Origin of the sequence: Kitasatospora sp. YST-16 (assembly GCF_026802215.1) — a bacterium.
Taxonomy (GTDB): domain Bacteria; phylum Actinomycetota; class Actinomycetes; order Streptomycetales; family Streptomycetaceae; genus Kitasatospora; species Kitasatospora cineracea.
Map to the genome: position 1 here is coordinate 1 of NZ_CP113837.1, position 23,445 is coordinate 23,445.

Genomic DNA, 23,445 nt, shown 5'->3' on the forward strand with positions numbered 1-23,445 from the left:
GGGGGTGTTCGCCGGCGACGCCGCCGGGGGTGTCCGGCGGGGGCGCTCCGGTGTCGGCGGGGGCGACCGCGTACAGCCAGGTGTAGGTCACGGCGCCTCCCGCTGCCGCCGGGTGCCGGTGCCCTTCCGGGCCGGGCGCTTCTTCGGCGGCTCGTCCGCCTGCCCCGGATCCGTGTCGGCGTCGGCGTCCGGATCCGGCTCCCGGTCCGGCTCCAGCTCCGGGGCGGCGGTGTCCTGCGAGCGGGCGGCCTCGAGTGCGCCGAGGCGTTCGCGCAGTCGGCGGTTCTCCGCTTCGAGGTCCCGGCGGCGGTCGCCGGAGGAGAGGGTGGGGTCGTGCTCCCACCAGTCGATGCCCATCTCCCTGGCCTTGTCGACCGAGGCGACCAGCAGCCGGATCCGGATCGTGAGCAGTTCGATGTCCAGCAGGTTGATCCGGATGTCCCCGGCAATCACGATGCCCTTGTCCAGCACGCGTTCGAGCAGGTCGGCCAGGTTGGCGGGCTGCGGGGCGGCGGAGGTGCCGGGGTACGCGGGGACCTCGCCGGTGCCGCGCCACGGGGTGGGGGTGTTCACGGCGGGTCCTCCTGGTCGGGGAAGCGTCCGCGGGGGTAGCGGCTCTCCCGGCGGTAGGCGAGCAGGTCCCCGTCGTGGTCGAGGTCCACCCGGTAGACGGCCAGGATGTCGGTGGAGTCGGGGATCCGGTGGCTCTCCACCACCTCGACGCCGATCCGCCAGCCGTCCTCGGTCCGTTCCACCGAGGTGACGCCTTCGGGGCTGCGCCCGGTCATCGCCCGGACCTGGGCGGCGGCCCGGCCGGCGGCCTCGGCGGCGCCGAGGCCGGCCTCCTCCGCCCGGGCGGACCGGTCCGACTGGTCGGACCGGGCGGGCCGGGCGGACCCGGAACTGCGGGAGCGCGTCCGGCCGGTGTCTGCGGGTGCCTCGTCCTCGTCGGGGGAGCTTCGCGTTCCCGGTCGTCGTCGGCGGCGGCGGGGCGGCGGCGGGGCCGTGGTTCGGCTTCGGGGTCGCGTGCGGTGCGGCGGCGCGGCGCGGCGGTGGACGACGGGCTGCGGGTCGTGCGGTCGCGGGGTTTGCGGGCGGCGGGCTCGGGCACGGTTCACACCTCCAGGCCCCCGGTCGGGGGCAGCAGCCGCCGGACCAGTTCGGCCTCCCGGTCGGCGGCCTCCTGCTCGCTGATCGTCCCCGCCTCCCGGGCGGCCTGGACCTCCCGCAGCCGGCGGCGGACGGCGGCCGGGTCGTTCAGCTCGTGCTCGGCCTGCTCCTGGAGCCGTTCGGCCACCCAGATGACGCCGCGGACGGGGGCGAGCGGCAGGGTGAGCAGGCCGGTGATCAGTCCCATGGCCGCGGTCCCGGCGCGTCGACGAGTCGCGCGGCGAAGTCGTACGGGGCGAGCGGGCCGAGCAGCCGGAGGTCGATCCGGCCCGCCCAGTCGGCGCCGAGCTCGTCCGTGGCGCGGGTGAACTCCGGCCACCGGTCGTCGGCCACCAGGAAGGAGGCGCCGACCGGCTGGTCGGCGGACGGGTCGGCGCGGACGGTCGCCACCGCGAGCGGGCCGAGCCGGGCGAGCAGTTCGTCGGCGCCGGCCCGGGCGCGGTCGGCGAGTTCCGCGGAGACGAGTTCGCCGAGCCGGATCCGCTGCGGACGGGAGGCGTCCTCGGGCAGCGCGGCGGTCTCCGCCCGCAGGCGGGCGATGTCCGGCCGCTGTTCGACGATCTCGCGCAGCACCGCCTCCTCGCGGTACGTGCCGCGGACGGTGAACTGGGCGAGCCCGGCCAGCTCCTCCAGCGCGGACCGGAAGCGCTCCCCCTGCGGGGCGAGCAGTTCGTCGGTGACGGCCGCCGGGTCGCGGACCACCGCGCCGAACCGGAACGGCAGGACGGCGGTGCGCCCGGCCGCGACCGCGTCGAGCACCCGGGCGTGGCCGATCAGGTCCTGGGGCGTGCCGAGCGGGCGCCGGGGGTCGATCTCGCTGACCAGGGCGGCCACGTCGCCGTGCCGCACCCGGCGCACCGGCTCCGGCGGGTCGCCGACGCCGACGAACCCGTCGGCTCCGGCAGCCTCGTCCGGGCCGGGGGCGTCGGCGGGGACGATCCCGTAGACGTAGCAGGCCCGGTCGGACGGGGTGGCGTCGGACGGGGTGGCGCTGCTCATCGTCCGTGCTCCTTCCTGGTCGGCCGGGCCCGGCGGCGGGGCCGCTGCTCGGGTTCCTCCTCGGGTTCTTCCTCGTCCTCCTCGTCGTCGCCCCCGCCGACCAGGTCGGACACCTTCTCCTTCACGCCTTCGAGCGCGCCGCGGGTCTTGTGCCGGGCGCCGCCCTCCTGCATGTCGTTCACCAGCTCCGGCAGTCCTTCGCTCCGGTCCTGGGTGATGTCCAGCCGGTTGACCGCTTCGGCGAAGCGCAGGTAGGTGTCCACGCTCGCCACCACGATGCGGGCGTCGATGGTCAGCAGTTCGATCCCTACCAGCGAGACCCGCAGGTAGACGTCGATGACCAGGCCCTTGTCCAGGATCAGGTCCACGACGTCCACCAGGCCGGACGGGGAGGGGCGGGAGGCGTAGCTGCCCGATCGCGGGGTGACGGTCACCGTTCTCACTTCTTCCGGGAGGAGGTCCGGCGGGAGCCGCGGCGGGCGGGCCGCTCCGGTTCGTCGCTCTCCTCCTCTTCCTCGTCGTCCTCGTCGTCCTCGGCTGCGTACTCGTCGTCGCCCTCGTCCTCGAACTCCTCGTCGTCGTCGGCCTCGGGCTCGTCCTCGTCGTAGCCGCCCTCGGCGTCCTCGTCGTCGTAGCCGTCCTCGTCCGGCTCGTCCTGGTCCGGCTCGTCCTGGTCCTCTTCCTCCTGCACGGCGTCCTCGTGCGAGCGGACGACCTCGCCGTCGCGGATCTCGCCGCGCCAGCCCTCGACGGCGTCGGGGTCGAGGATCGTGCGGGTCATCACGTGGCGGCGGAAGTGCTTCAGTTCCAGCCGGACGCGGCGGCCCTGGGCGCGCCACAGGTTGCCGGTCCGTTCGAACAGGCCCTGGGGGTGGTACTCGAGGACGAGCAGGATCCTGGTGAGGTTGGGGGCGAGCTCGTGGAACGTCACCACCCCGTCCGCCGAGCCCTTGTCGCCCTTGGAGCGCCACACGATCAGCTCGTCCGGGACCTGCTCGACGATCGTCGACTGCCAGGTGCGGTGCGAGAGGAAGATCCCGGCCTTCCAGTCGAGCTTCTGCTCGGAGGACTGGTCGACCTGTTCGACCCGCTTGGTGTACTTCGGGAAGTCCTGGAACTGCGTCCACTGGTTGTAGGCGACCCGGACCGGTACTCCGACGTCGATCTGCTCGACGATGTTGGTGACCTTGGTGTCCTTGCCGGCACCTCCGCCGCCGCCTCCCCCGCCACCGCCGAGCTTGCCGGTCACGGCCTGCTTCAGCCCGGACGCGCCCGCGCCCAGCAGGGTCTTCGCCATGGAGCCGCCGCCCCCGCCCCCGTCACTGCCGTTGCCACTGCCGCTGCCGCCGTTGGCGACGTAGTCGACCAGCTTCTCGGTCATCGCGCCGACCTTGTCGCTCGCCGCGGCCGCCACGCGCTCCCCCAGCGCGGACACCAACTCCCGGCTCTGTTCCATCAGTTGCTCGGTGGGCAGGGCGTCGAGCACGCTGCCCGCGCCCGCTCCGTCGTCATCGGAACGCCTGGCCATCGCCATTCACCCCGTCCTCGTCTTCCTGGCCGACGCGCGCTTGCCGGTGCTCTTCGTGCTCTTCGCACCGCCACCGGCGCTCCCGCCGCTGCCGCTCTTCCGGTCGGCTGCGGCTCTGCGCGGCGCTGCCGTCTTCTTCGCGGCGGTCGAGCGGGCGGGGCGTTTCGCGGCGCTGCTCGCGCTGCTCGTGCTGCGCGTGCTGCTCGTACGGGAGGTCCGGCGGCGCGGCGGCTCGGGCTCCTCCTCGTCCTCGGGCTCCTCGGGCTCCTCGTCCTCCGGTTCCTCCGGTTCCTCGTCCGGTTCGGAGCCGTCCGGCTCCTCGTCCCGGTCGCGGGCGGCGGTGCGGTCGCGGACGGCGTCCGTCTGCTGCTGGAGGCGGTCGGTGAGCGAGCCCATCCGGTTGCTCGCGGCGGCCACCACGGCGTTCTTGCCGGCTTCCGTCAGGTCGCCCCTCATCTCGTCCACCAGGCCGCGCAACTGCGGTGAGGACTCGAGGAGTTGACCGATCAGGACACCGGGATTGGTGCTGATTCTCTTTCCGGCCGCCAGACCGGCCAGGGCGAGCGCCCAACGGGCCTTGTGCCAGCGCCCGAGGAAGTAGCCCCCGACCACGGCGGCTGCCAACTTCGAATTTTTCATGGGATTCCCCGAACAGGAGTCGGACCGGTCCTGGAGGCCGTTCCGCTTCGACAGGGGTACCGCCTACCCGGGCCCCCGGGAACGACACCCCGATATCGGGACCTATCGGGCATTCATCCCGATTCTTCCGGGTAGGCGCTCCGCGTCGCGGGTCCGTACGAGCGGGCCTGCCGGAACGGAAGGAGCAGGTCATGACGGTCGAGGCGGTCCTGGCGGCGGAGTCGAGCGGCCCGTCCCTCCTGGTGGTGATCATTCCGGCGCTGATCATCGCGGTCCTGCTGATCGGGGCGTTCGTCTGGGGCAGCCGGTGGTGGAACCGGCGCCGTCCCCCGGGGGGTCCGGGGCCGGCCGCCCGGGGGGCCGGTTCCTGGAGCACCCCGGAGGAGCGCGCCTCGGCGGAGCACGCGCCGGAGGAGGACCCGGGGCGGCCGGTTCCCCCGCGCGGCCCGGGCGGCCGGTCCGAGCGCTGATCGCCCGAGCGGCTGATCGATCCGGGCGGCTGACGGCCCGTTGAGGTTCGGATTGTCGGGCATACGTGCGACGTGTCCGGAGGCTTGCCAGGAGGCTTTCGAGGATCGAGGAGGCGATCAGCGGTGGTGGTGCTCTGTCTGGGGGTGGTGGCGGGCTACCTGCTCGGGGGGCTGCTGACCGCCCGGGCGGTCTTCCGGCGGGGGCGGGAGCGCTTCCTGCACAGGGGCGGGGCCCGGACGGTCGACGCGCGGCGGGTCCGCACCTTCGAGCGGCAGGAGCGCCAGCAGACCGAGGCGTTCGCGCTGTGCTCGGGCGCGCTGTGGCCGGTGGCGCTGCCCGTCCTGCTGCTGCACCGCCTGGTCGGGTCGGTGGCCCTGGACCGCGGGCGCCCCGGCGCCGCCGCCCGGCCGGACCCGGGGGCGGTGGCGGCCCGGATCGACGAGCTCGAACGCGAGCTGCGGCTGGGCCGCCACGGCGGGGCCGGGCCGGCGGAACGGTGTCCGGGGCCCCGGGCCGGCGGCGCGCCGAACCGGCGGGCGAGGTCGGTGTGAGCGATGCCCGACCGCACTCAGCCGCTGAACCTCGGTGAGCAGTTGCTGGAGCAGTTCCTGACCGCGGGCCGCACCCTCGACCCGCGGGACGCGCCCCGTTTCGCCGAGCAGTACACCCGGGCACTCGGCCTCGGTTCGGCCGCCGTGTACCTGGCCGACATCCAGCAGCACCGCCTGGTCGCCCTGGCCCAGGGCCCGGACCTGCCGATCGACGGCACGCTGGCGGGGTGGACGTTCCGGACGGGTTCGATGCGGGTGGCCGAGGACACCGGGGCGGGGCTGGTGGCCTGGTTCCCCCTCACCGACGGGGCCGAGCGGCTGGGCGTGCTGGGGTTGCGCACGCCGGCCCTGGACCGGGAGGCGGTGCGCCGCTGCCGGCTGCTGGCCTCGGTGCTCGCCATGGTGATCACGTCCAAGCGGGACACCAGCGACAGCTACGCGCACGGCACCCGGGCGGACACCATGAGCCTGCCGTCGGAGATGCTGCGGGCCTTCCTGCCGCCGCGCACCGTCTGCACCGACCGGGCGATCTCCACCGCCGTCCTGGAGCCGGCCTACCGGCTGGGCGGGGACGCGTTCGAGCACTCGCTGGCCGACGGGGTGCTGCACGCCGCGGTGCTGGACGCGATGGGCCACGACCTGGCGTCCGGCCTGACCGCCGCGCTGGCGCTGGCCGCCTGCCGCAACGCCCGCCGCAACGGCGCCGACCTGCCGGACCTGGTCGACACGATCGACGAGGCGCTGCACACCTGGTTCCCGGACCGCTTCGCCACGGGCGTGTTCCTGCGCCTGGACATCGCCACCGGCACCCTGCACTGGGCCAACTGCGGACACCCGCACCCGCTGCTGATCCGCTCCGGCGAGGTGGTCCCGGGCGCGCTGGACGGCCCCGGAGAGCTGCCGCTGGGGCTGAGCCACTACACCGGCGCCGCGCGGAGCGCGCGGACCTTCTCGCTCAAGCCGGGCGACCGGCTGCTGATCTACACCGACGGGGTGGTGGACGCGAAGGGCGCCAACCACGAGTTCTTCGGCCTGGCCCGGTTCACCGACTTCGTGATCCGGGCCGCCGGCGCCGGGGAGACGGCTCCGGAGACGCTGCGCCGGCTGATGCACGCGATCCTGGAGCACCAGGACGAGAACCTCACCGACGACGCCACCATCATGATGATCGAGTGGCAGCCGGACTCGCCGCCGCTGCTCGACAACACCCGTCCCCGCACCTCCCCTTGGTGAGTCACCGCCCCTCGACGGTCGACTTGACGGTCAACGGGCCCCGGACGCGCCGACGGGGCGGAGGCTTTCCGCCTCCGCCCCGCCGGCCGGGTGGCCGGGTACCGGTACCGCGGTTCCGCTACCAGCGGTACCAACGTCCGCGGCCGCCGGTCGAGCTGGTGCTGCGGGCGATGAAGCCCACCAGCCAGATCACGAACACGACGATCGCCACCCACCAGAGGACCTTCACCGCGAAGCCCGCGCCGAACAGGATCAGGGCGAGGAGCAGGACCAGCAGAAGCGGAACCATGGGATGCCCTCTTTCATGTCGTTCTGTGTGGTTTCGTCCCGCGTCTGCCCGGCGGACGCCCGCTCATGCCGTCACGGGCGGGGGAATCTAGGCGGTGGGCGGCGGGAAGCGGTCCCAGACCCGGTGTCCGGCGAGCAGGTCCGTGACCTCGCGCAGGACCTGGACCGGGTCGGTGCCGAGGACGACGCCGGGGCCGTCCGCCGGGAGGCCGGCCGCGGTGAGGGCCTCGCGGGCGTCGCCCCAGCCGCCGATCGCCTTGGCGTGCCGCCAGGTCTCGTCGAGCAGCAGGGCCAGCCGGGGGTCGAGGGCGGTGTGCGGCCCGGCGGCGCGGGCGTCGCGGGCGGGGGTGGCGTCGGGGCCGGGGGCGGGGGCGCCGGCCAGCAGGACGGCGTCGAACTCGGTGGAGCGGGCGGTGGCGAAGCTGCGCTGCACCTCGGCCGGGTCGCCGCCGGTGGGGGCGACCACCAGCGGCACCAGGTCGGCGGCGAGGGCGGCGCGGCGGACGGCGTCGAGGGCGGCGGGGTCGGTGCCGGGTCCGGTGAGGATGCCCACCGTCCGTCCGGCGACCGGCCAGTCGCGGCCGAGCTGGGACAGCGCGGGGCTGGGCTCGGGGTCCGTCAGCTCGCCGCCTTCGGGCTCCGGGGCGGGCAGGCCGAGGCCGTCGGCGACCTGGGCGCACAGCCGGGCGTCGATCCGGGCCAGGACGCGCAAGGTGCGTTCGCGGACGGCGGGTTCGGTGCACTTGCCGAGCTCGAAGGAGTAGGCGTTGATGATGTGTTCCTGCTCGACGGGCGTCATGCTGGCCCAGAAGATCCGGGCCTGCGAGAAGTGGTCGTCGAACGAGGCGGGCGCCTCCCGGACCTTCCGGGACGCGGGGACGGGCTGCGGGTGCTCGACGAAGGCGTGCTCGTCGGCGCCGGCGAAGAACGGGCAGCCGCCGTCCAGCGAGCTGGGCTTGTAGGGGGCGGTGCCGGGGTGCACGGCGTCCTGGTGGAAGCCGTCGCGCAGCATGTCGTTGACCGGCGCGTGGGTGCGGTTGATCGGGATCTGCGCGAAGTTGGGTCCGCCGAGCCGGGTGATCTGGGTGTCCAGGTAGGAGAACAGCCGGCCGGCCAGCAGCGGGTCGTCCGTGACGTCGATGCCGGGCACCAGGTGGCCGGGGTGGAAGGCGACCTGCTCGACCTCGGCGAAGAAGTTGGTCGGGTTGGCGTGCAGGGTCATCAGGCCGAGCGGCTGCACGGGCGCCAGTTCCTCGGGCACGATCTTCGTCGGGTCGAGCAGGTCGATGCCCTCGAAGGTCTGCTCGGGGGTGTCGGGCATGACCTGGACGCCGAGCTCCCACTGCGGGTAAGCGCCGGCCTCGATGGCGTCGTACAGGTCGCGCCGGTGGTAGTCGGGGTCGGTGCCGCCGATCGGCTGGGCCTCGTCCCAGGTCAGCGAGTGGACGCCGAGCTTGGGCTTCCAGTGCCACTTGACCAGGGAGGTGGAGCCGTCGGGGGCGACCAGCCGGAAGGTGTGGATGCCGAAGCCCTCCATCGTCCGGTAGGAGCGCGGGATGCCCCGGTCGGACATGTTCCACAGGGTGTGGTGGGTGGCCTCGGTGTGCAGCGAGACGAAGTCCCAGAAGGTGTCGTGGGCGGACTGCGCCTGCGGGATCTCCCGGTCGGGGTGCGGTTTGGCGGCGTGCACCACGTCCGGGAACTTGACCGCGTCCTGGATGAAGAACACCGGGATGTTGTTGCCGACCAGGTCGAAGACGCCTTCGCCGGTGTAGAACTTGGTGGCGAAGCCGCGGGTGTCGCGGACGGTGTCGGCGGAGCCGCGCGAGCCGAGCACGGTGGAGAAGCGGACGAAGACCGGGGTCCTGGCCCCGGCGGCGAGGAAGCCGGCCTTGCTGAGGCCCGCGCCCGCGCCGTAGCTCTCGAACACGCCGTGCGCGGCGGCGCCGCGGGCGTGCACGACGCGTTCGGGGATCCGCTCGTGGTCGAAGTGGGTGATCTTCTCGCGCAGGTGGTGGTCCTGGAGCAGGACGGGGCCGCGCGGTCCGGCCTTCAGCGAGTGGTCGGAGTCCGGCAGCCGGGTGCCCTGGGCGTTGGTGAGGTACGCGCCGTCCTGGGCGCGGACCGGGCCGCTGTCGTCCTGCGGGCCGCGGCCGGTGGCCGAGAGGGGCGCGGGCGCGGCCTGGTCGGGCTTGGGCGGCAGCGGCGGGCGCGGCTCGACCGGCTCCTCGACCGTGGGTTCGCCGGCGCTCGGCGCGCCGGGGACGTCGGGCGTGCCGGACCGGGTGTCGTCGGCGCTCATGGGATGTCCTTCCGAGACGTGGGCGTGAACGGGTACGTCACCGACGCGGCTAACCAGCCGGAAACGAACGGAAACCGGCGAACACCCCCGGATACCCCTCATCTCTCTCATCTCCCTTGTCTCCCGGTTTCCGGCTCCGCACCTCGGGCAGGCGCGGCGCAGTCGCGTACGGGCCTGTACGGAGGAGAGGTGGCGGACGTGGCACGGACGGATCTCGCGGACCGGGCGGCGCCGGTCACCGGCGGAACGAGCCCGGCCCGCAGGCGGGTTGGCCATCGAACGGAAGGAGCGCGTGATGCGCGCGGTGACCTGGCAGGGCAGGCGGGACGTCCGGGTGCAGGAGGTGCCCGACCCGGCGGTCGAGGACCCCTCGGACGTGCTGGTGGAGGTGAGTTCGACCGGCCTGTGCGGCTCCGACCTGCACCTGTACGAGGTGCTCGGGCCGTTCCTGGACCAGGGTGACGTCCTGGGCCACGAGGCGATGGGCACCGTCCGGAAGGTGGGCGGCGCGGTGCGCACGCTGAGCCCGGGCGACCGGGTGGTGGTGCCGTTCAACGTCGGCTGCGGCACCTGCCGGATGTGCGCGGGCGGGCTGCACTCGCAGTGCGAGACCACCCAGGTGCGCGAGTACGGCAGCGGCGCGGCGCTGTTCGGCTACACCAAGCTGTACGGCCAGGTGCCGGGCGGGCAGGCCGAGTTGCTGCGCGTCCCGTTCGGCGACACGCTGCCGGTGAAGGTGCCGGACGGGCCGCCGGACGACCGGTTCGTGTTCCTCTCGGACGTGCTGCCGACGGCCTGGCAGGCCCTCGAGTACGCGGACGTGCCGGAGGGCGGCACGCTGCTGGTGCTGGGCCTGGGGCCGATCGGCGAGATGTGCGTGCGGATGGCGCTGCTGCGCCCGGGGGTGCGGCAGGTGATCGGGGTGGACCTGGTGCCGGAGCGGCTGCGGCGGGCCCGGGAGCGCGGCGCGGTGGTGCTGGACCTGAACGACCGGCCCGACCTGCTGCCGCAGACGGTGCGCGACCTGACCGACGGCCTCGGCCCGGACAGCGTGGTCGACGCGGTCGGCATGGAGGCGCACGGCTCCCCGCCGCGACGGCGGCGCAGCGCGTCACCGGCCTGCTGCCGGACGCGCTGGCCCGGGCGCTGATGCAGCGGGCCGGGGTGGACCGCCTGCAGGCCCTGCACCTGGCGGTGGAGCTGGTCCGGCGCGGCGGCACCATCTCGGTGGCGGGCGTCTACGGCGGCGCGGCCGACCCGATGCCGCTGCTGACCATGTTCGACAAGCAGGTGCAGCTGCGGATGGGCCAGGCCAACGTGCGGCGCTGGACGGACGAGCTGCTGCCGCTGCTGACCGACGCCGATCCGCTGGGCGTGGACTCCTTCGCCACCCACCACCTGCCGCTGGACGAGGCGCCGGAGGCGTACGCGATGTTCCAGCAGAAGCGGGACGGCGCGGTCAAGGTGCTGTTCAAGCCCTGACCGCGCGGGCCGGGCCCCCGGGCAGGAAAACCCCTTGGGGGCCGCTGGCATGCTGGTGCCGTGGAGAGACCGGAGATCTGGATCGAGTTCGCCCCCGACCTGCACCCCTTCGTCGGCTCCCGGCACCGCGGCGGGCCCGTCGCGGTGCGGACCGACGGCACCTCGACGCTCGGGCACGTGGTCGAGTCGCTGGGCGTCCCGCTCACCGAGGTCGGCGAACTGCGGGTCGACGGCGCCCCCGTGCCGGTCTCCCGGGTCGCCGGGCCGGGCGCGCGGGTCGCGGTGCTCGGGGTGACCAGGCCGCAGCGGCTGCCCGGGCCGGCCCGCTTCCTGCTCGACGTCCACCTGGGCACGCTGGCCCGCCGGCTGCGGCTGCTCGGCGTCGACGCCGCGTACGAGAACGTGGACATCGGCGACCCGGCGCTGGCCGCGCGGTCGGCCGCCGAGCAGCGGGTGCTGCTCTCCCGCGACCGGGGCCTGCTGCGCCGGCGCGAGCTGTGGGCCGGCGGCTACGTCTACAGCCACCGGCCGGCCGACCAACTGCGCGACGTGCTCTCCCGGTTCGCCCCGCCGCTGGCCCCGTGGACCAGGTGCACCGCCTGCAACGGCACGCTGCGCGCCGCCGCCAAGGAGGCGGTGCAGGACCGGATCGAGAACGGGACCGAGCGCTCGTTCGACGTCTTCGCCCAGTGCGCGGACTGCGGCCAGGTCTACTGGCGCGGGGCGCACCACGCCCAGCTGGACGCGATCGTGGCGGCAGCCGTCGCCGAGTTCGGCGGCTGACACCCCCGCGCCCCGCCCCCGCCCCCGGTCCGGGTCAGGCGGCGCGCAGGGCGGGCAGCAGGTCGTGTTCGGCCCATTCGGTGAACGCGGGCTGGCTGTCGCCGCCGACCTGGATCAGGGCGAGTTCGTCGAACCCGGCCTCGGCGTAGGGGCGGACGGCTTCGAGGAAGTCCTCGACCCGGTCGCCGCAGGGGATGGAGCCGGCGACGTCCTCGGGGCGGACGTACTGGCTGGCGGCGGCGAAGCCGGCGGTGCCGGGGAGATCGGCGTTGACCTTCCAGCCGCCGCCGAACCAGCGGAACTGGGCGTGCGCGCGTTCGACGGCGGCGTCCCGGTCGCGGTCGAAGCAGACCGGCACCTGGCCGACGGCGGGTTTCCCCGCGCCGCCCGCCCCGGCGAACGCGGTGAGCAGCTCGCGCTCGGGCTGGACGGCGATCGCCAGGTCGGCGAGCCGTCCGGCGGTGGCGCAGGAGACCGGGCCGGAGACGGCGACGCCGATCGGGGGCGGCTGCTCGGGCAGGTCCCAGAGTTTGGCGCCGTCGACCTGGTAGTGCCGTCCGTGGTGGGTGACGTACCCGCCGGCGAACAGTGCCCGGATGATCTCCACGGCCTCGGCCAGCATCTCCTGGCGGACCGCGACGGGCGGCCAACCGCGGCCCACCACGTGCTCGTTGAGGTTCTCGCCGCTGCCCAGCCCGAGCCGGAACCGCCCTTCGGAGAGCAGCTGCACGGTGGCGGCCTTCTGCGCCACCACCGCCGGGTGGTAGCGGACGGTGGGGCAGGTCACGTACGTCATCAGCGGCAGTTCGGCGGTGGCCTGGGCGGCCGCGCCGAGCACCGCCCAGGCGTAGGGGGCGTGGCCCTGTTCGTCCAGCCAGGGGAAGTAGTGGTCGGAGATCACCGCGAAGTCGAACCCGGCCCGTTCGGCGCGCACCGCGTCGGCGACCAGGTCGCGCGGGCCGCGCTGCTCCGTCATGAGGGTGTATCCGATGCGCATGTCTGCCTCCTGGCAGGGCGGTTGCGGTCAGCTCGCGGTCAGCAGTTGCGGGGCGAGCGTCTTGATCAGGGTGTTGGTCCAGCGCATCTGGCGGAGCGTCTGCGGGTGGCAGCGGCTCGCCAGGTCGAGGAGTTCGCCGTCCCGGCCGGCCTGCGCGGCCTGGGCGAGCATCTCCCAGTGCAGCGAGTTGCGGCTCGCGGCGAGGTGCAGGGCGGCCAGCGCCTCCAGCGGGCCGGGCAGGCCGTCGGGGCGCGGGGCGAGGTCCTCGGCGGCCTTGCGGCGCAGCCGGGTGAGGGCGGCGGGGTCGCGGTCGGCGGGCAGGTGCAGGCCGCGGTCGGCGGCGGTGGCGGCGATCAGGCGGGCGTGTTCGGCGGACCAGCGGGCGGTGTCGGTGGCGACGTGGTGGAACTCGTGTTCGGCGCGGTGGTCCTCGGCGGCGGCCAGCAGGTCGTCGTGCAGGGCGAGTTCGCCGTCGTGCAGGGTACGCAGGACGGTTTCGACGGGGTTCACGGGGTGGCCTCCGGGGCGGGGTCGGGCCGCTGGTCGGCGAGCGCGTCGGGGCCGCCGGTGGTGGGGGCGCGGCGGCGGGGTCGGCGGGCGCGGAGGCGGTGGTGGTGGGTGCGGGGGCGGGGGTGCCGTCGGCGGGGGCGATCCGGGTGAGGCGGGCGGCGGCGGTCTTGTAGAGGGGCTGTTTGGAGACCGGGTCCCAGTCGGTGGCGGTGGTCTCGTTGGCGGCGCGGCCGCCGTCGGGGCCGGGTCCGGTGCGGCCGGGGGTGTCCCAGTAGCCGTAGTGGAAGGGCAGGAAGAGCAGCCCGTCGCGGATCGCGGTGACCCGCAGCCGGGCCCGGACGGCGCCGCGGGCCGTGGCGACCTCGACCAGGTCGCCCTCGCCCAGGCCGCGCCGGCGGGCTTCGCCGGTGCCGATCTCGACCCACATCCCGGGTGCGGCGGCGTCGAGTTGGGGGGCGCGGCCGGTCTTGGTGCGGGTGTGGAAGTGGTAGAGGGTGCGGCCGGTGGTGAGCTGCAGCGGGTACTCGGCGCTGACGTCCTCGTGCGGGGGCAGGTACTCGGCGGCCTTGAGCACCGCCTTGCCGTCGGGGTTGAGCGCCCGGTACTCGGTCTCGGAGACGGCGGCGCCGGTGACCAGGTCGCGCCCGTAGGTCTCGCAGGTGCCGGGGGCGGCCCAGGAGATGCCGTCGGAGTAGAGGCGTTCGGTGCCGTCGGGGTGCTCGGCGTCGCAGGGCCACTGGACGCCGCCGCGCTCGCGCAGCAGTCCGTAGCTGAGGCCGGTGTAGTCGCAGGGCCGTCCGGCGGAGCAGCGCTGCCAGGCCGCGAACGCGCCGGGCGCGTCGTGCCAGCCGATCAGCGGGGCGCCGTCGCGGTCGCGGAAGTCCATCCGGCGGGCGTAGTCGAGCAGGATGTCGAGGTCGGAGCGGGCCTGTCCGGGCGGCTGGACGGCCTGTTCGCAGAGGTGGACGGTGCGGTCGGCGTTGGTGAAGGTGCCGGTCTTCTCGCCCCAGGTGGCGGCGGGCAGCACGACGTCGGCGAGCAGTGCGGTCTCGGTCGGGTAGAGGTCCTGGACGACGGTGAACAGGCCCTCGCCGCGCAGGAGTTCGCGGATCCGGGCGAGTTCGGGCAGCGAGACGGCCGGGTTGGTGCCGGAGATCCACAGCAGTTTGATCGAGCCCTGTTCGGCGTACCGGAAGATCTGCATCGCGGGGGTGGGCGGCCCGTAGTGCGGGATGCGCTCGGGCTCCACGTTCCACAGCTCCGCGAGTTCGGCGACGTGCGCGGCGTTCTCCCAGTTGCGGAAGCCGGGCAGGTCGCCGTCGGCGCCGCACTCGCGGGTGTTCTCGGCGGTGGGCTGCCCGTTCATCTGGAGCACCCCGCAGCCGGGGCGGCCGAGCATGCCGCGCAGCAGTTGGAGGTTGTTGACCTGGACGGCGGCGGCGGTGGCCTGGTGCGACTGGTAGACGCCCTGCAGCACGGTGGAGAGCAACTTCCGCGCCTCGCCGAGCAGTTCGGCGGCCCGCTGGATCTCCCGGGCGGGCACGTCGCAGATCCGCGCGGCCCACTGCGGGGTGCACTTCCCGACGCCCGCGGCGAGCTCCTCGTACCCGACGGTGTGCGCGTCGACGTACGCGTGGTCGATCCGGTCGGTGCGGACGAGTTCGTGCAGCAGCGCGTTGAGCAGTGCGACGTTGGTGCCGATCCGGGGCGCGAGGTGCACCTCGGAGCGGGCGGCGACGGGGGTGGGGCGCGGGTCGACGCACAGCAGCCGGGGCGGTTCGGGCCCGGCGAGGCGGTCGAGGACCCGCATCCACAGCACGGGCTGGGTCTCGGCCATGTTGTGGCCGAACAGGGCGAGCGTGTCGCAGTGGTCGACGTCGGTGTAGGAGGCGGGCTGGCCGTCGCAGCCGAAGGTCTCCTTGAGCGCCTCGGCGGCGGTGGCGGTGCACAGCCGGGTGTTGCCGTCCAGGTGGTTGGTGCCGATGCCGGCGCGGGCGGTCACGGCGAGCGTGTAGTACTCCTCCAGGAACAGCTGCCCGGAGGTGTAGAAGCCGATCGCGCCGGGGCCGTGCTCCTCCAGCAGGTGTTTCGTCCGGTCGACGACCAGGCCCATCGCGGTGTCCCAGTCGCTCTCCTCCAGTTCTCCGCCGCGCCGCACCAGCGGGACGGTGAGCCGGTCGCGGGCGTGGTTGGCCTGCCAGCCGAACAGGTCCTTGGGGCCGAGCCGCCCCCGGTTGACCCGGTCGTCCGCCCGGCCGCGCACCCCGACGATCCGGCCGTCGCGCACCGCGACGTCCATCGCGTCGCCGTTGGAGTGCAGCAGCGAGGCGGCGGGCACCCAGCGGTCCACCTCGGCGGCGGTCAGACAGCTGTCCCGGCGCACCGGCCAGGGCTGCCCGGGGGCGTAGGGGGTGCGGTCGCCCCAGGGTTCGGCGATCCGGTCGATCCGCTCGCGCATGGCGCCACCTCCGTGTGTCACTGCCCGACGGCTGCCGCGTGTACCCGGGGGGCCGCGGGGCATGCGCGCCGGTCCGTTCAGTCGGGCGGGCGCAGTTGGTCGCGCAGCAGGCGCAGGGCGGCGTCGACGGCGGCGGCCCGGATGTCGTCGGGTCGGTCGGTGGGCGGTTCGGGCCGGGCGGTGCGGGTGCCGTCGGGGCCGCTGACCGCGATGTGCACGGTGCCGACGGGGCGGCCGTCGTGCGGGGCGGGCCCGGCGGCGCCGGTGGTGGCCAGGCCGTAGGTGGCCCGGGTGCGGGCCCGGACGCCTTCGGCCATCTGGGCGGCGACCTCGGGGTGGACGGTGCCCTGGTCGGCGAGCAGGGCGCGGTCGACGCGCAGCAGGTCCGCCTTGACCTCGGTGGCGTAGGCGACGACGCCGCCGAGGAACACCCCGCCCGCGCCGGGGGCGTCGGCGAGGACGGCGGCGAGCCGCCCGGCGGTGAGGGACTCGGCGGTGGCGACGGTGTGCCCGGCGGCGGCCAGCGCGGCGGTGACCTGCCGGGCCAGGACGGCGCTGTCGGGCAGCCCGGGGCGGGGCCCGCCGGTGCTCATGTCCCGCGGGCGACCTTGACGGTCGCCAGGTCGGGGTCGGCGCTGTCCGGGACGAGCATGCCCGCCTCCAGCCCGGTGCGCAGGTAGTCCAGGACGGCGTCGTTCAGGCGTTCGCCGGGCAGCACGGCGGGGATGCCGGGCGGGTACGGGGTGAGCATCTCGGCGGCGGTCCGGCCGAACGCCTTCTCCAGCGGCACCTGCTCGGTGGGGCCGAAGAACGCGTCGCGCAGCAGGGCGGCCTGCTCCAGCCGCAGCTCGCCCGGGTCGGGGACGTGCACCCGGGCGGCCGGGCGGAGGGTGGGCGCGGCGGCGACGAGTCCGCGCAGGCCGCGCAGCAGGGCGTCGGCGGTGGTGGCGTCGTCGGCGTGGGTGAGCTGGGCGCTGATCCGGCGGTGGTCGCAGACGTGCAGGGTGAGCTGGTGGTACGAGCGCAGCCAGTCGCCGGCCCGGTAGCCGGTGGTGCCGAGCCCGGAGACGTCGACGATGACCTGCAGCGGGTCGAGGTCGGCGGCCAGGCCGGGCCCGCAGAAGTCGTCCCGGCCGTGGACGTGCAGCCCTTCCAGGGCCTCGATCTGCTCGCGGACGTCGGCGGCGAGCGCGAGCGCCGCACCGAACAGCTCGTGGCCGTGCTGGACCATCTGGCGGCGCCAGCCGTCGAGCGCGGCGTAGATCAGGACGGAGGGGCTGGTGGTGCCGAGCAGGTCCTCGCGCTGCTTGAGCGCGTCGGGGGCGACCAGGTCGCCGCGCAGGTGGAAGACCGAGCTCTGTTCGAGGGCGGAGCCCATCTTGTGGACGGAGGTGACGCAGACGTCGGCCCCGGCGTCCATCGCCCACTGCGGCAGGTCGGGGTGGAAGGGCAGGTGGGCGCCCCACGCCTCGTCGACGATCAGCGGCTTCCCGGCCGCGTGGCAGACCTCGGCGATGCCCGCCAGGTCGGCGCAGGTGCCGTACGGGGTGGGCGGGGTGACCAGCGCGCCCTTGGCGTCGGGGTGGCGCTCCAGGGCGGCCCGGAACGCCTCGGGGCGGGGCGGGTGGGCCAGGTGCAGGCCGGCGTCCCAGGACGGGTCGACCCAGACCGGGCGGATCCCGGCCAGGATCAGCCCGGCCACCACGGACTTGTGGGCGTCCCGGCCGACCAGCAGTTCCTCGTGCGGCCCGGCGACGGACAGCATCGCGGCCTTGACCGACAGCGAGCTGCCGCAGGTGGAGAAGAAGGTGTGCTCGGCGCCCACCGCCTCGGCCATCAGCGCCTGGGCGTGCGGCAGGATGCCGCGCGAGTCGGTGCGGTCGTCGAGCCCGCCGCTGGCCAGCACGTCGGAGCGGAACACGTCCGCCCCGAGCACCTCCAGGACGCGCGGATCGGCGCCCCGCCCCTGCTTGTGGCCGGGCGGGGTGAACACGGTCAGCGGATTGGCGTGGAAGGCCGCGAGGGCCTCGATCACCGGCGCTTGGGACTGGTCCATGCGGCGCGTGTGCCCTCGGCCCGGGCGGCGAAACGGGCCCGGCGGCCGCCGGACCGGGGCGGGCGGCGCTCAGCGACCGGGCGGGGCGGCGCTCAGCGGCGGACGGCGGTGACCAGGTGGGCGGCGGTGCGCAGGCGGACGCCGTCGGGGCCGTGGTGGGGGGCGAGGGCTGCGGTGAAGGCGGCCCGGGCGCGCGGGGCGGCGTCGGCGGGGTGCTCGGGGTCGAGCAGGGTGAGCAGGTGGCGGCCGGGGCCGGAGCCGAGCAGCAGGTCGGCGGCGTCCGCGGGGTCGGCGCCGAAGCGGCCCGCGGACTCGACGGGCTCGGTGCGGACGCGGTCGAACCCGGCGGCGTCCAGGGTGCGGCGGACGACGGCCGGGTCGGCGAGCGAGAACATGCCGGGGCCGTCGGCGGGGCCGGGCTCCGGCGCGGGGACGCCGAGCAGGTCGCGGACGGTGTCGTACAGCCGGACCCACTCGGTGCGGGCGGGGTCGGCCATGCAGACGAAGGCGAGCCGGCCGCCGGGGCGCAGGGCGCGGGCGAGGTTGGTGAAGGCGGCGACCGGGTCGGCGAAGAACATGACGCCGAAGCGGCTGACCGCCACGTCGAAGGCGGCGGCGGGCAGCGGGTGGACCTGGGCGTCGCCCTGCTCGAAGGCGATCCGGTCGCCGAGCCCTTCGGCGGCGGCCAGGGCCCGGGCGGTGGCGAGCATCGGGCCGGAGAGGTCGAGTCCGAGGGTGGCGGCGGCGGTGCGGGCGGCCAGCCGGGTGGTCTGCCCGGCGCCGCAGCCGACGTCGAGGACGCGGGTGCGGGCGTCGATCGCGGCGGCGGCGAGCAGCGGCGCGTTGAAGCCTTCGTTGACGGCGTTCCAGCGGTCCTGGTGGTCGCTCCAGTGACGCCCCTCGGGGCCGTTCCAGGCGTCGGACTGAGCGGTGTTGGCGGTGGCGGGCATGGGTTCCCCCGGTCGGGACAGTAGTATGGGCGATCGCCCATACCCACAGTATGGGCAGATGCCCATACCGGCAAGGCCGACCCCAGGAGGACCCGTGTCACCGCGCGGCGTAGCGATCCCCGACGTTCGGGAGCGGCTGTTCGCCGCCGCCGAACGGGTGCTCTCCCGGGAGGGGCCCGCCGGGCTGACCAACCGCTCGGTCACCGAGGAGGCGGGCTGCGCGAAGGGCCTGCTCTACAACCACTTCGCCGACCTGGACGACTTCGTCGCGCAGCTGGTCCTGGACCGCTTCGAACGGGTCGCCGCCGAGGTCGCCCCGCTGGCCGACCGGGCCGGTCAGGGCGAGGTCCGGGAGAACCTGGCCCGGGCCGCGCTGGTCCTGCTCGGCGCCGACGGCCCGGTGGTCGCCGCCGCTGCGGTCTCCCGCAGCGGCGTGGCCGACCGCGTCCGGCGGGCCTGGCGGGACGGCGCGCCCGGGCCCGGCACGGTGCAGGACGCGCTGGCCGGCTACCTGGCCGCCGAGCAGCGGCTCGGCCGGCTCTCCCCCGCCGCCGACGGCCCGGTGATCGCGCTCGCCCTGGTCGGCACCGTCCACCACCTGCTGATGCACGGTCACGCCGAGCCCGCCGACCACCCGTCGCTGATCCGCCGTCTGGTCGCCGCGCTGGTACCGCCCTTCGGGGGCGGAGCCGAAGCCGGGGGCGGGGGCGGAACCGGATCCGAAGCCGGGGACGGGGGCGGCGGTGGTACCGCGGTACCACCCGCGGCCGAATGATCGTCCCTGGGTGCCGCCGTCCGGGCCCGGGCCGGGCCTAGCGTGGCAGCAGAGGCGGTCGGGACGGCCCGGCCCCGCAGCGGCAGGGAGCGGACCGGATGATCGAGGCGCAGCAGCTCGACCAAGCGCTACGGCGAGAAGACCGCCGTCGACGGGCTGGACTTCACCGTCAAGCCGGGCAGCGTGACCGGGTTCCTGGGCCCGAACGGTGCCGGGAAGTCCACCACCATGCGGATGATCGTCGGCCTGGACGCGCCGAGCAGCGGCTCGGTGCGGGTCAACGGGCGCCGCTACGCCGAGCACGCCGCGCCGCTGCAGGAGGTCGGCGCGCTGCTGGAGGCCAAGTCGATCCACCCGGGGCGTTCGGCCTTCAACCACCTGATGGCGCTGGCCCACACCCACGGCATCCCGCGCGCCCGGGTGGACGAGGTGATCGGCCTGACCGGCCTGGAGTCGGTGGCGAAGAAGCGCGCCGGGGCGTTCTCGCTCGGCATGGGGCAGCGGCTGGGCATCGCGGCGGCCCTGCTCGGCGACCCGGCCACGGTGATGCTCGACGAGCCGGTCAACGGCCTCGACCCGGAGGGCGTGCTGTGGATCCGCAACCTGCTCACCGGCCTGGCCGCCGAGGGGCGCACCGTGTTCGTCTCCTCGCACCTGATGAGCGAGGTCGCGCTGGTCGCCGACCACCTGATCGTGGTCGGCCGGGGCCGGCTGCTGGCCGACACCACCGTGCAGGAGCTGGTCCGGCAGGCGGGCGGCGACCGGGTGACGGTCGCCTCCGCCGACCCGGCGAAGCTGCGCGAACTGCTCACCGGCCCCGGCGTGGAGATCACCGGCCGGACGGGCGCCGAGGAGCTGGAGGTGACCGGCCTGACGGCCCGCCGGATCGGCACCGTCGCGGCCGAACACGGCATCGCACTCTATGAGTTGGCCACCCGGACGGTCTCGCTGGAGCAGGCGTTCATGGACCTGACCCGGGACGCCGTGGAGTATCACGGCTCGACCACCACCCACCCCGTCGAGACTTCGAGGAGCGCCGCGTGAGCACCATCGCCCCCACCCCCGCCCCGTCCTCGGCCGCCGCCGAGCGCCCCGCCCGTCCGCCGTACAAGGTCACCGCCGCCCGGGTGCTGCGCTCGGAGTGGGCGAAGGCCTGGTCGCTGCGCTCGACCTGGATCACCCTGGGCCTCGGGCTGGTCTTCCTGGTGGCGTTCGGCCTGATCGCCGCCTACCAGTTCAAGTCCCGGCTGACCTCCGGCCGGCACATGGACCGGGACTTCGCCGACGCCAACGCGCTCACCCTGTCGCTGTTCGGCACCAACTTCGCGCAGCTCGCGCTCGGCGTGCTGGGCGTGCTGATCGCGGCGGGCGAGTACTCGACCGGCATGATCCGCTCCACGCTGGCCGCGGTGCCGCGCCGGCTGCCGGTGCTGTGGGCGAAGGCCCTGGTGTACGGGGCGGTCGCGCTGGTGCTGGCCACCGTCGGGGTGTTCGTGGCCTTCCTGTTCGGCAGCGGGATCCTGTCCGGCACCAAGGCGGCGCTGACCTTCTCCGACCCGGGCGTGGTGCGCGGCCTGTTCGGCGCGGGCCTGTACCTGGCCCTGGTGGGCGTGATCGGCGTCGCGCTGGGCATGCTGCTGCGCTCGATCGCGGGCGGCATCTCGGTGCTGGTCGCCTCGCTGATGCTGGTGCCCGGCCTGGTGTCGCTGCTGCCCAGCTCCTGGCACGACCACATCAACCCGTACCTGCCGAGCAACGCCGGCCAGGCGATGTTCGCCCTCACCCACGACAGCACCACCCTGTCGCCCGGCGCCGGACTGGCCGTCTTCGCCCTGTGGACGGTGGCGGCGCTGGCGGGCGCGGCGGTGCGGCTGCTGCGGCGCGACGCGTAGGCGACACGACGCGCGGGCGGCGCGGTGTGTCGCCCGCACGGCGCACCGGCGACGCGACGCGCGGGCGACACCGCGCGAGGGCGCTTCGGCCGCACGCGCCGCGCCTGACAGACTGACCTGCCGCGGGGCCCCGGCCGCACCGAGCGCCGGGGCCCCGCGGCACCCGCCGTCCGACCACCCCCGGGGGTTCCCCGTGCACGACCCGGCCACCCCAGTCCCCGTCCCCGCTGTCCCCGTCTCCCCTGCCCCCGTCCCCACTGCCCCCGCCGTCACCTCCGGGCCCGAGTCCGGCCATCCGTTCCTGGACCGGCTCGCCCGGGCCGGGCAGCGGCTGCGCGGGCTGGACGGGCGGTGGCCGTGGCTGCTGGACGCGGCCGTGGTGGCCGGGGCGTTCCTGGTGTTCTGCGTGCCGGAACTGGTGCGCGGTGAGGACGACGAGGGCCCGCGCGAGCACCACGTGGTCTTCACCCACCTGCCGCTGCCCGCCACCCTGGCCTTCCAGGCCGCGCTGCTGCTGCCGCTGCTGTGGCGCCGCCGCCGCCCGGGGACGGCGTTCGCCGTGGTGGGCGCGGTGTTCCTGGTGCAGTGGTCACTGGGCGCGGCGCTGCGGGCGGACGCGGCGCTGCTGCTGGCGCTGTACGCGCTGGCCCTGCACGGGCGGCTGCGCACCCTGGCCTGGGCGTGCGCGGCCAGTGCGGCGGGGGCGGTGGTGGTGGCGCTCCGGCTGTCCTCGGCGGTGTCGGTGTGGGACGTGCTGTTCTTCCTGGCCGCGGCGGTGACGGCGGCCGTCGCGGTGGGCATCGCGGTCCGGGTCCGCCGGGCGCAGCTGGCGGGCCTGCGCGAGCGGGCGGCCCGGCTGGAGGTGGAGCGCGACCAGCGCAGCCGGCTGGCCGCGGCGACCGAGCGGACCAGGGTGGCCCGGGAGATGCACGACATCATCGGCCACAACCTGTCGGTGATCATCACGCTGGCGGACGGCGGCGCGTACGCGGCCCGTTCCGCGCCGGAGCGCGGCCGGGAGGCGCTGGCGCTGATCGGCGACTCGGGCCGGCAGGCGCTGGGCGAGCTGCGCCGGATGCTGGGCGTGCTGCGCGAGCACGGCGACGGCCCCGAGCTGGCCCCGCAGCCGGGCATCGCCGACCTGGCCGGGCTGTGCGGGCGGATCCGCTCGGCCGGCCCGGAGGTGGTGCACCGCACCGAGGGCGACCTGGAGTCGCTGGACCGCGGGGTGCAGCTGATGGTCTACCGGATCGTCCAGGAGGCGCTGACCAACACCCTCAAGCACGCGGGCCCCGCGGCCCGGGCCCGGGTGTCGGTCTCGCTGGCCGGGGCCCGGCTGCTGGTCCGGGTGGACGACGACGGCGGCGACGGCAACAGGCCGGGCGGCGACGGCCCCGGCAGCGGGCCGGGCGGCGCTCCGGACGGGGACGGGCAGGGCGTCACCGGCATGCGGGAGCGGGCCGCGCTGTACGGTGGCGCCGTCACGGCGGGCCCGGCCCCGGGCGGGGGCTGGTCGGTGGTCGCCGACCTGGACGTCACGCCGGTCGCCGACCTGGACCTCGCCCCGCCCGCCCCGCTCCTCCCGCCTGCTCCGTCCACCCAGCCCGTCCCGTCCACCCCGCCCGTTCAGCCCGCACCGCCCGCACCGCCCGTCCTCGACCCGGCCGGAGGCCCGGCATGACCAGCGTCCTGATCGTGGACGACCAGCCCCTGCAGCGCTTCGGCTTCCGGATGCTGCTGGAGAGCCAGCCCGACACCTCGGTCGCCGGGGAGGCCGGGCACGGTGCGGAGGCGGTCCGGCTGGCCGCCGAGCTGCGGCCGGACGTGGTGCTGATGGACATCCGGATGCCCGGCATGGACGGCATCGAGGCGACCCGGCTGATCGTCGCCTCGGGCGGCCGCTCCCGGGTCCTGGTGCTGACCACCTTCGACCTGGACGAGTACGCGCACGCCGCGCTGCGCTCCGGGGCCAGCGGCTTCCTGCTCAAGGACGCCCGCCCCGAGGAGCTCCTGGCGGGCGTCCGGGCGGTGGCCGGGGGCGACGCGGTGGTGGCGCCCGCGATCACCCGCCGCCTGCTCGACGCGTACGCCCACCACCTGCCGGTGCGGCTGCCCGGGGCGGTGGACCAGGACCCGCGGCTGGCCGCGCTGACCGGCCGGGAGCGGGAGATCCTGCTCGCGGTCGGCCAGGGCTGGACCAACGGCGAGATCGCCGAGCGCCTGGTGCTGTCCGAGTCGACCGTCAAGACCCACGTCGGCCGGGTCCTCGCCAAGATCGGCGCCCGGGACCGCGTCCAGGCGGTGATCTTCGCCTACGACCTGGGCCTGACCCGGCCCAACCCGCCGTCCTAGCAGGCTTCC

General features: G+C 75.2%; 22 protein-coding genes and 3 pseudogenes. 10 read left to right on the top strand and 15 right to left on the bottom strand.

Annotation, left to right across the window (positions count from 1 at the left end; genetic code table 11):
• Positions 1-87: 87 nt before the first annotated feature.
• From OU787_RS00005 to OU787_RS00035, 7 genes are read right to left on the bottom strand one after another with little or no spacing between them, the layout of a single operon-like run.
• Positions 88-573 (bottom strand): gas vesicle protein, encoded by a 486-nt coding sequence (locus OU787_RS00005; protein WP_435820781.1) that lies wholly within the window; start codon positions 571-573, stop codon positions 88-90.
• Positions 570-1,118 carry a gas vesicle protein GvpO gene (gene gvpO / locus OU787_RS00010; protein WP_268658067.1) on the bottom strand — a complete coding sequence of 183 codons (549 nt, stop codon included), beginning with the start codon at positions 1,116-1,118 and terminating at the stop codon, positions 570-572. Before gvpO ends, OU787_RS00005 begins: the two co-directional genes overlap by 4 nt.
• A complete protein-coding gene (locus OU787_RS00015) occupies positions 1,115-1,357 on the bottom strand; it encodes a gas vesicle protein GvpG (protein WP_030463630.1) in 243 nt (80 codons plus the stop codon). The genes gvpO and OU787_RS00015 overlap by 4 nt, the downstream gene beginning before the upstream one ends.
• Positions 1,348-2,169, bottom strand: coding sequence for a GvpL/GvpF family gas vesicle protein (locus OU787_RS00020; protein ID WP_268658068.1), 822 nt, complete (start codon positions 2,167-2,169; stop codon positions 1,348-1,350). The genes OU787_RS00015 and OU787_RS00020 overlap by 10 nt, the downstream gene beginning before the upstream one ends.
• On the bottom strand, positions 2,166-2,603 hold the full coding sequence (gene gvpJ, locus OU787_RS00025) for a gas vesicle protein GvpJ (protein ID WP_030463628.1): 438 nt from the start codon (positions 2,601-2,603) through the stop codon (positions 2,166-2,168). The genes OU787_RS00020 and gvpJ overlap by 4 nt, the downstream gene beginning before the upstream one ends.
• 5 nt (positions 2,604-2,608) lie before the next feature.
• Positions 2,609-3,703 carry an SRPBCC family protein gene (locus tag OU787_RS00030; RefSeq protein WP_268658069.1) on the bottom strand — a complete coding sequence of 365 codons (1,095 nt, stop codon included), beginning with the start codon at positions 3,701-3,703 and terminating at the stop codon, positions 2,609-2,611.
• Positions 3,704-4,321 (bottom strand): hypothetical protein, encoded by a 618-nt coding sequence (locus OU787_RS00035; protein ID WP_268658070.1) that lies wholly within the window; start codon positions 4,319-4,321, stop codon positions 3,704-3,706. It lies immediately after the preceding gene.
• A gap of 206 nt (positions 4,322-4,527) precedes the next feature.
• Between OU787_RS00035 and OU787_RS00040 the strand changes: the two genes are divergently transcribed.
• The 3 genes from OU787_RS00040 (at position 4,528) to OU787_RS00050 (ending at position 6,591) form a co-directional block, all read left to right on the top strand.
• Complete coding sequence (locus OU787_RS00040) at positions 4,528-4,806, top strand: DUF6479 family protein (RefSeq protein ID WP_268658071.1); 279 nt, start codon at positions 4,528-4,530, stop codon at positions 4,804-4,806.
• Positions 4,807-4,929: 123 nt separating this feature from the next.
• Entirely contained in the window at positions 4,930-5,358 is a 429-nt protein-coding gene (locus OU787_RS00045) for a hypothetical protein (protein ID WP_268658072.1), read from the top strand.
• Between the two features lie 3 nt (positions 5,359-5,361).
• Complete coding sequence (locus OU787_RS00050; RefSeq protein WP_268658073.1) at positions 5,362-6,591, top strand: PP2C family protein-serine/threonine phosphatase; 1,230 nt, start codon at positions 5,362-5,364, stop codon at positions 6,589-6,591.
• 118 nt (positions 6,592-6,709) lie between these two features.
• Here OU787_RS00050 and OU787_RS00055 read toward each other — a convergent pair whose 3' ends face one another.
• Positions 6,710-6,880: a hypothetical protein gene (locus OU787_RS00055; RefSeq protein WP_030463622.1), complete on the bottom strand. Its 171-nt coding sequence runs from the start codon at positions 6,878-6,880 to the stop codon at positions 6,710-6,712.
• Positions 6,881-6,967: 87 nt separating this feature from the next.
• Positions 6,968-9,181 carry a catalase gene (locus OU787_RS00060; RefSeq protein ID WP_268658074.1) on the bottom strand — a complete coding sequence of 738 codons (2,214 nt, stop codon included), beginning with the start codon at positions 9,179-9,181 and terminating at the stop codon, positions 6,968-6,970.
• 295 nt (positions 9,182-9,476) lie between these two features.
• On the opposite strand from OU787_RS00060, the pseudogene OU787_RS00065 reads away from it, so the two are divergent.
• Positions 9,477-10,663 (top strand): annotated as a pseudogene (locus OU787_RS00065) (alcohol dehydrogenase catalytic domain-containing protein).
• A 60-nt stretch (positions 10,664-10,723) separates the two neighbouring features.
• On the top strand, positions 10,724-11,446 hold the full coding sequence (locus OU787_RS00070; RefSeq protein ID WP_268658075.1) for a Mut7-C RNAse domain-containing protein: 723 nt from the start codon (positions 10,724-10,726) through the stop codon (positions 11,444-11,446).
• A gap of 34 nt (positions 11,447-11,480) precedes the next feature.
• On the opposite strand, the gene OU787_RS00075 is transcribed toward OU787_RS00070, so the two are convergent.
• From OU787_RS00075 to OU787_RS00100, 6 genes and pseudogenes are all read right to left on the bottom strand, one after another.
• The gene (locus tag OU787_RS00075; RefSeq protein ID WP_268658076.1) at positions 11,481-12,443 is read right to left on the bottom strand and encodes a TIGR03557 family F420-dependent LLM class oxidoreductase; all 963 of its coding nucleotides are present in this window, start codon (positions 12,441-12,443) and stop codon (positions 11,481-11,483) included.
• Positions 12,444-12,470: 27 nt separating this feature from the next.
• Entirely contained in the window at positions 12,471-12,953 is a 483-nt protein-coding gene (locus OU787_RS00080; protein ID WP_268658077.1) for a hypothetical protein, read from the bottom strand.
• 22 nt (positions 12,954-12,975) lie between these two features.
• Positions 12,976-15,411, bottom strand: a pseudogene (locus OU787_RS00085) (molybdopterin oxidoreductase family protein); the annotation flags it as partial.
• Positions 15,412-15,488: 77 nt separating this feature from the next.
• The gene (locus OU787_RS00090) at positions 15,489-16,004 is read right to left on the bottom strand and encodes a CinA family protein (protein WP_268658078.1); all 516 of its coding nucleotides are present in this window, start codon (positions 16,002-16,004) and stop codon (positions 15,489-15,491) included.
• The gene (locus OU787_RS00095) at positions 16,001-17,467 is read right to left on the bottom strand and encodes an aminotransferase class I/II-fold pyridoxal phosphate-dependent enzyme (protein WP_268658079.1); all 1,467 of its coding nucleotides are present in this window, start codon (positions 17,465-17,467) and stop codon (positions 16,001-16,003) included. The genes OU787_RS00090 and OU787_RS00095 overlap by 4 nt, the downstream gene beginning before the upstream one ends.
• A 92-nt stretch (positions 17,468-17,559) precedes the next feature.
• Entirely contained in the window at positions 17,560-18,417 is an 858-nt protein-coding gene (locus OU787_RS00100) for a class I SAM-dependent methyltransferase (RefSeq protein ID WP_268658080.1), read from the bottom strand.
• 94 nt (positions 18,418-18,511) lie between these two features.
• On the opposite strand from OU787_RS00100, the gene OU787_RS00105 reads away from it, so the two are divergent.
• The 5 genes and pseudogenes from OU787_RS00105 (at position 18,512) to OU787_RS00125 (ending at position 23,436) form a co-directional block, all read left to right on the top strand.
• Complete coding sequence (locus OU787_RS00105) at positions 18,512-19,192, top strand: TetR/AcrR family transcriptional regulator (protein WP_268658081.1); 681 nt, start codon at positions 18,512-18,514, stop codon at positions 19,190-19,192.
• A gap of 98 nt (positions 19,193-19,290) precedes the next feature.
• Positions 19,291-20,236: pseudogene (locus OU787_RS00110) on the top strand (ABC transporter ATP-binding protein).
• A complete protein-coding gene (locus OU787_RS00115) occupies positions 20,233-21,084 on the top strand; it encodes an ABC transporter permease subunit (protein WP_268658082.1) in 852 nt (283 codons plus the stop codon). Before OU787_RS00110 ends, OU787_RS00115 begins: the two are co-directional and overlap by 4 nt.
• Positions 21,085-21,277: 193 nt before the next feature.
• Complete coding sequence (locus tag OU787_RS00120) at positions 21,278-22,765, top strand: sensor histidine kinase (RefSeq protein ID WP_442788387.1); 1,488 nt, start codon at positions 21,278-21,280, stop codon at positions 22,763-22,765.
• Positions 22,762-23,436 (top strand): response regulator, encoded by a 675-nt coding sequence (locus tag OU787_RS00125; protein WP_030462036.1) that lies wholly within the window; start codon positions 22,762-22,764, stop codon positions 23,434-23,436. The genes OU787_RS00120 and OU787_RS00125 overlap by 4 nt, the downstream gene beginning before the upstream one ends.
• Positions 23,437-23,445 lie beyond the last annotated feature (9 nt).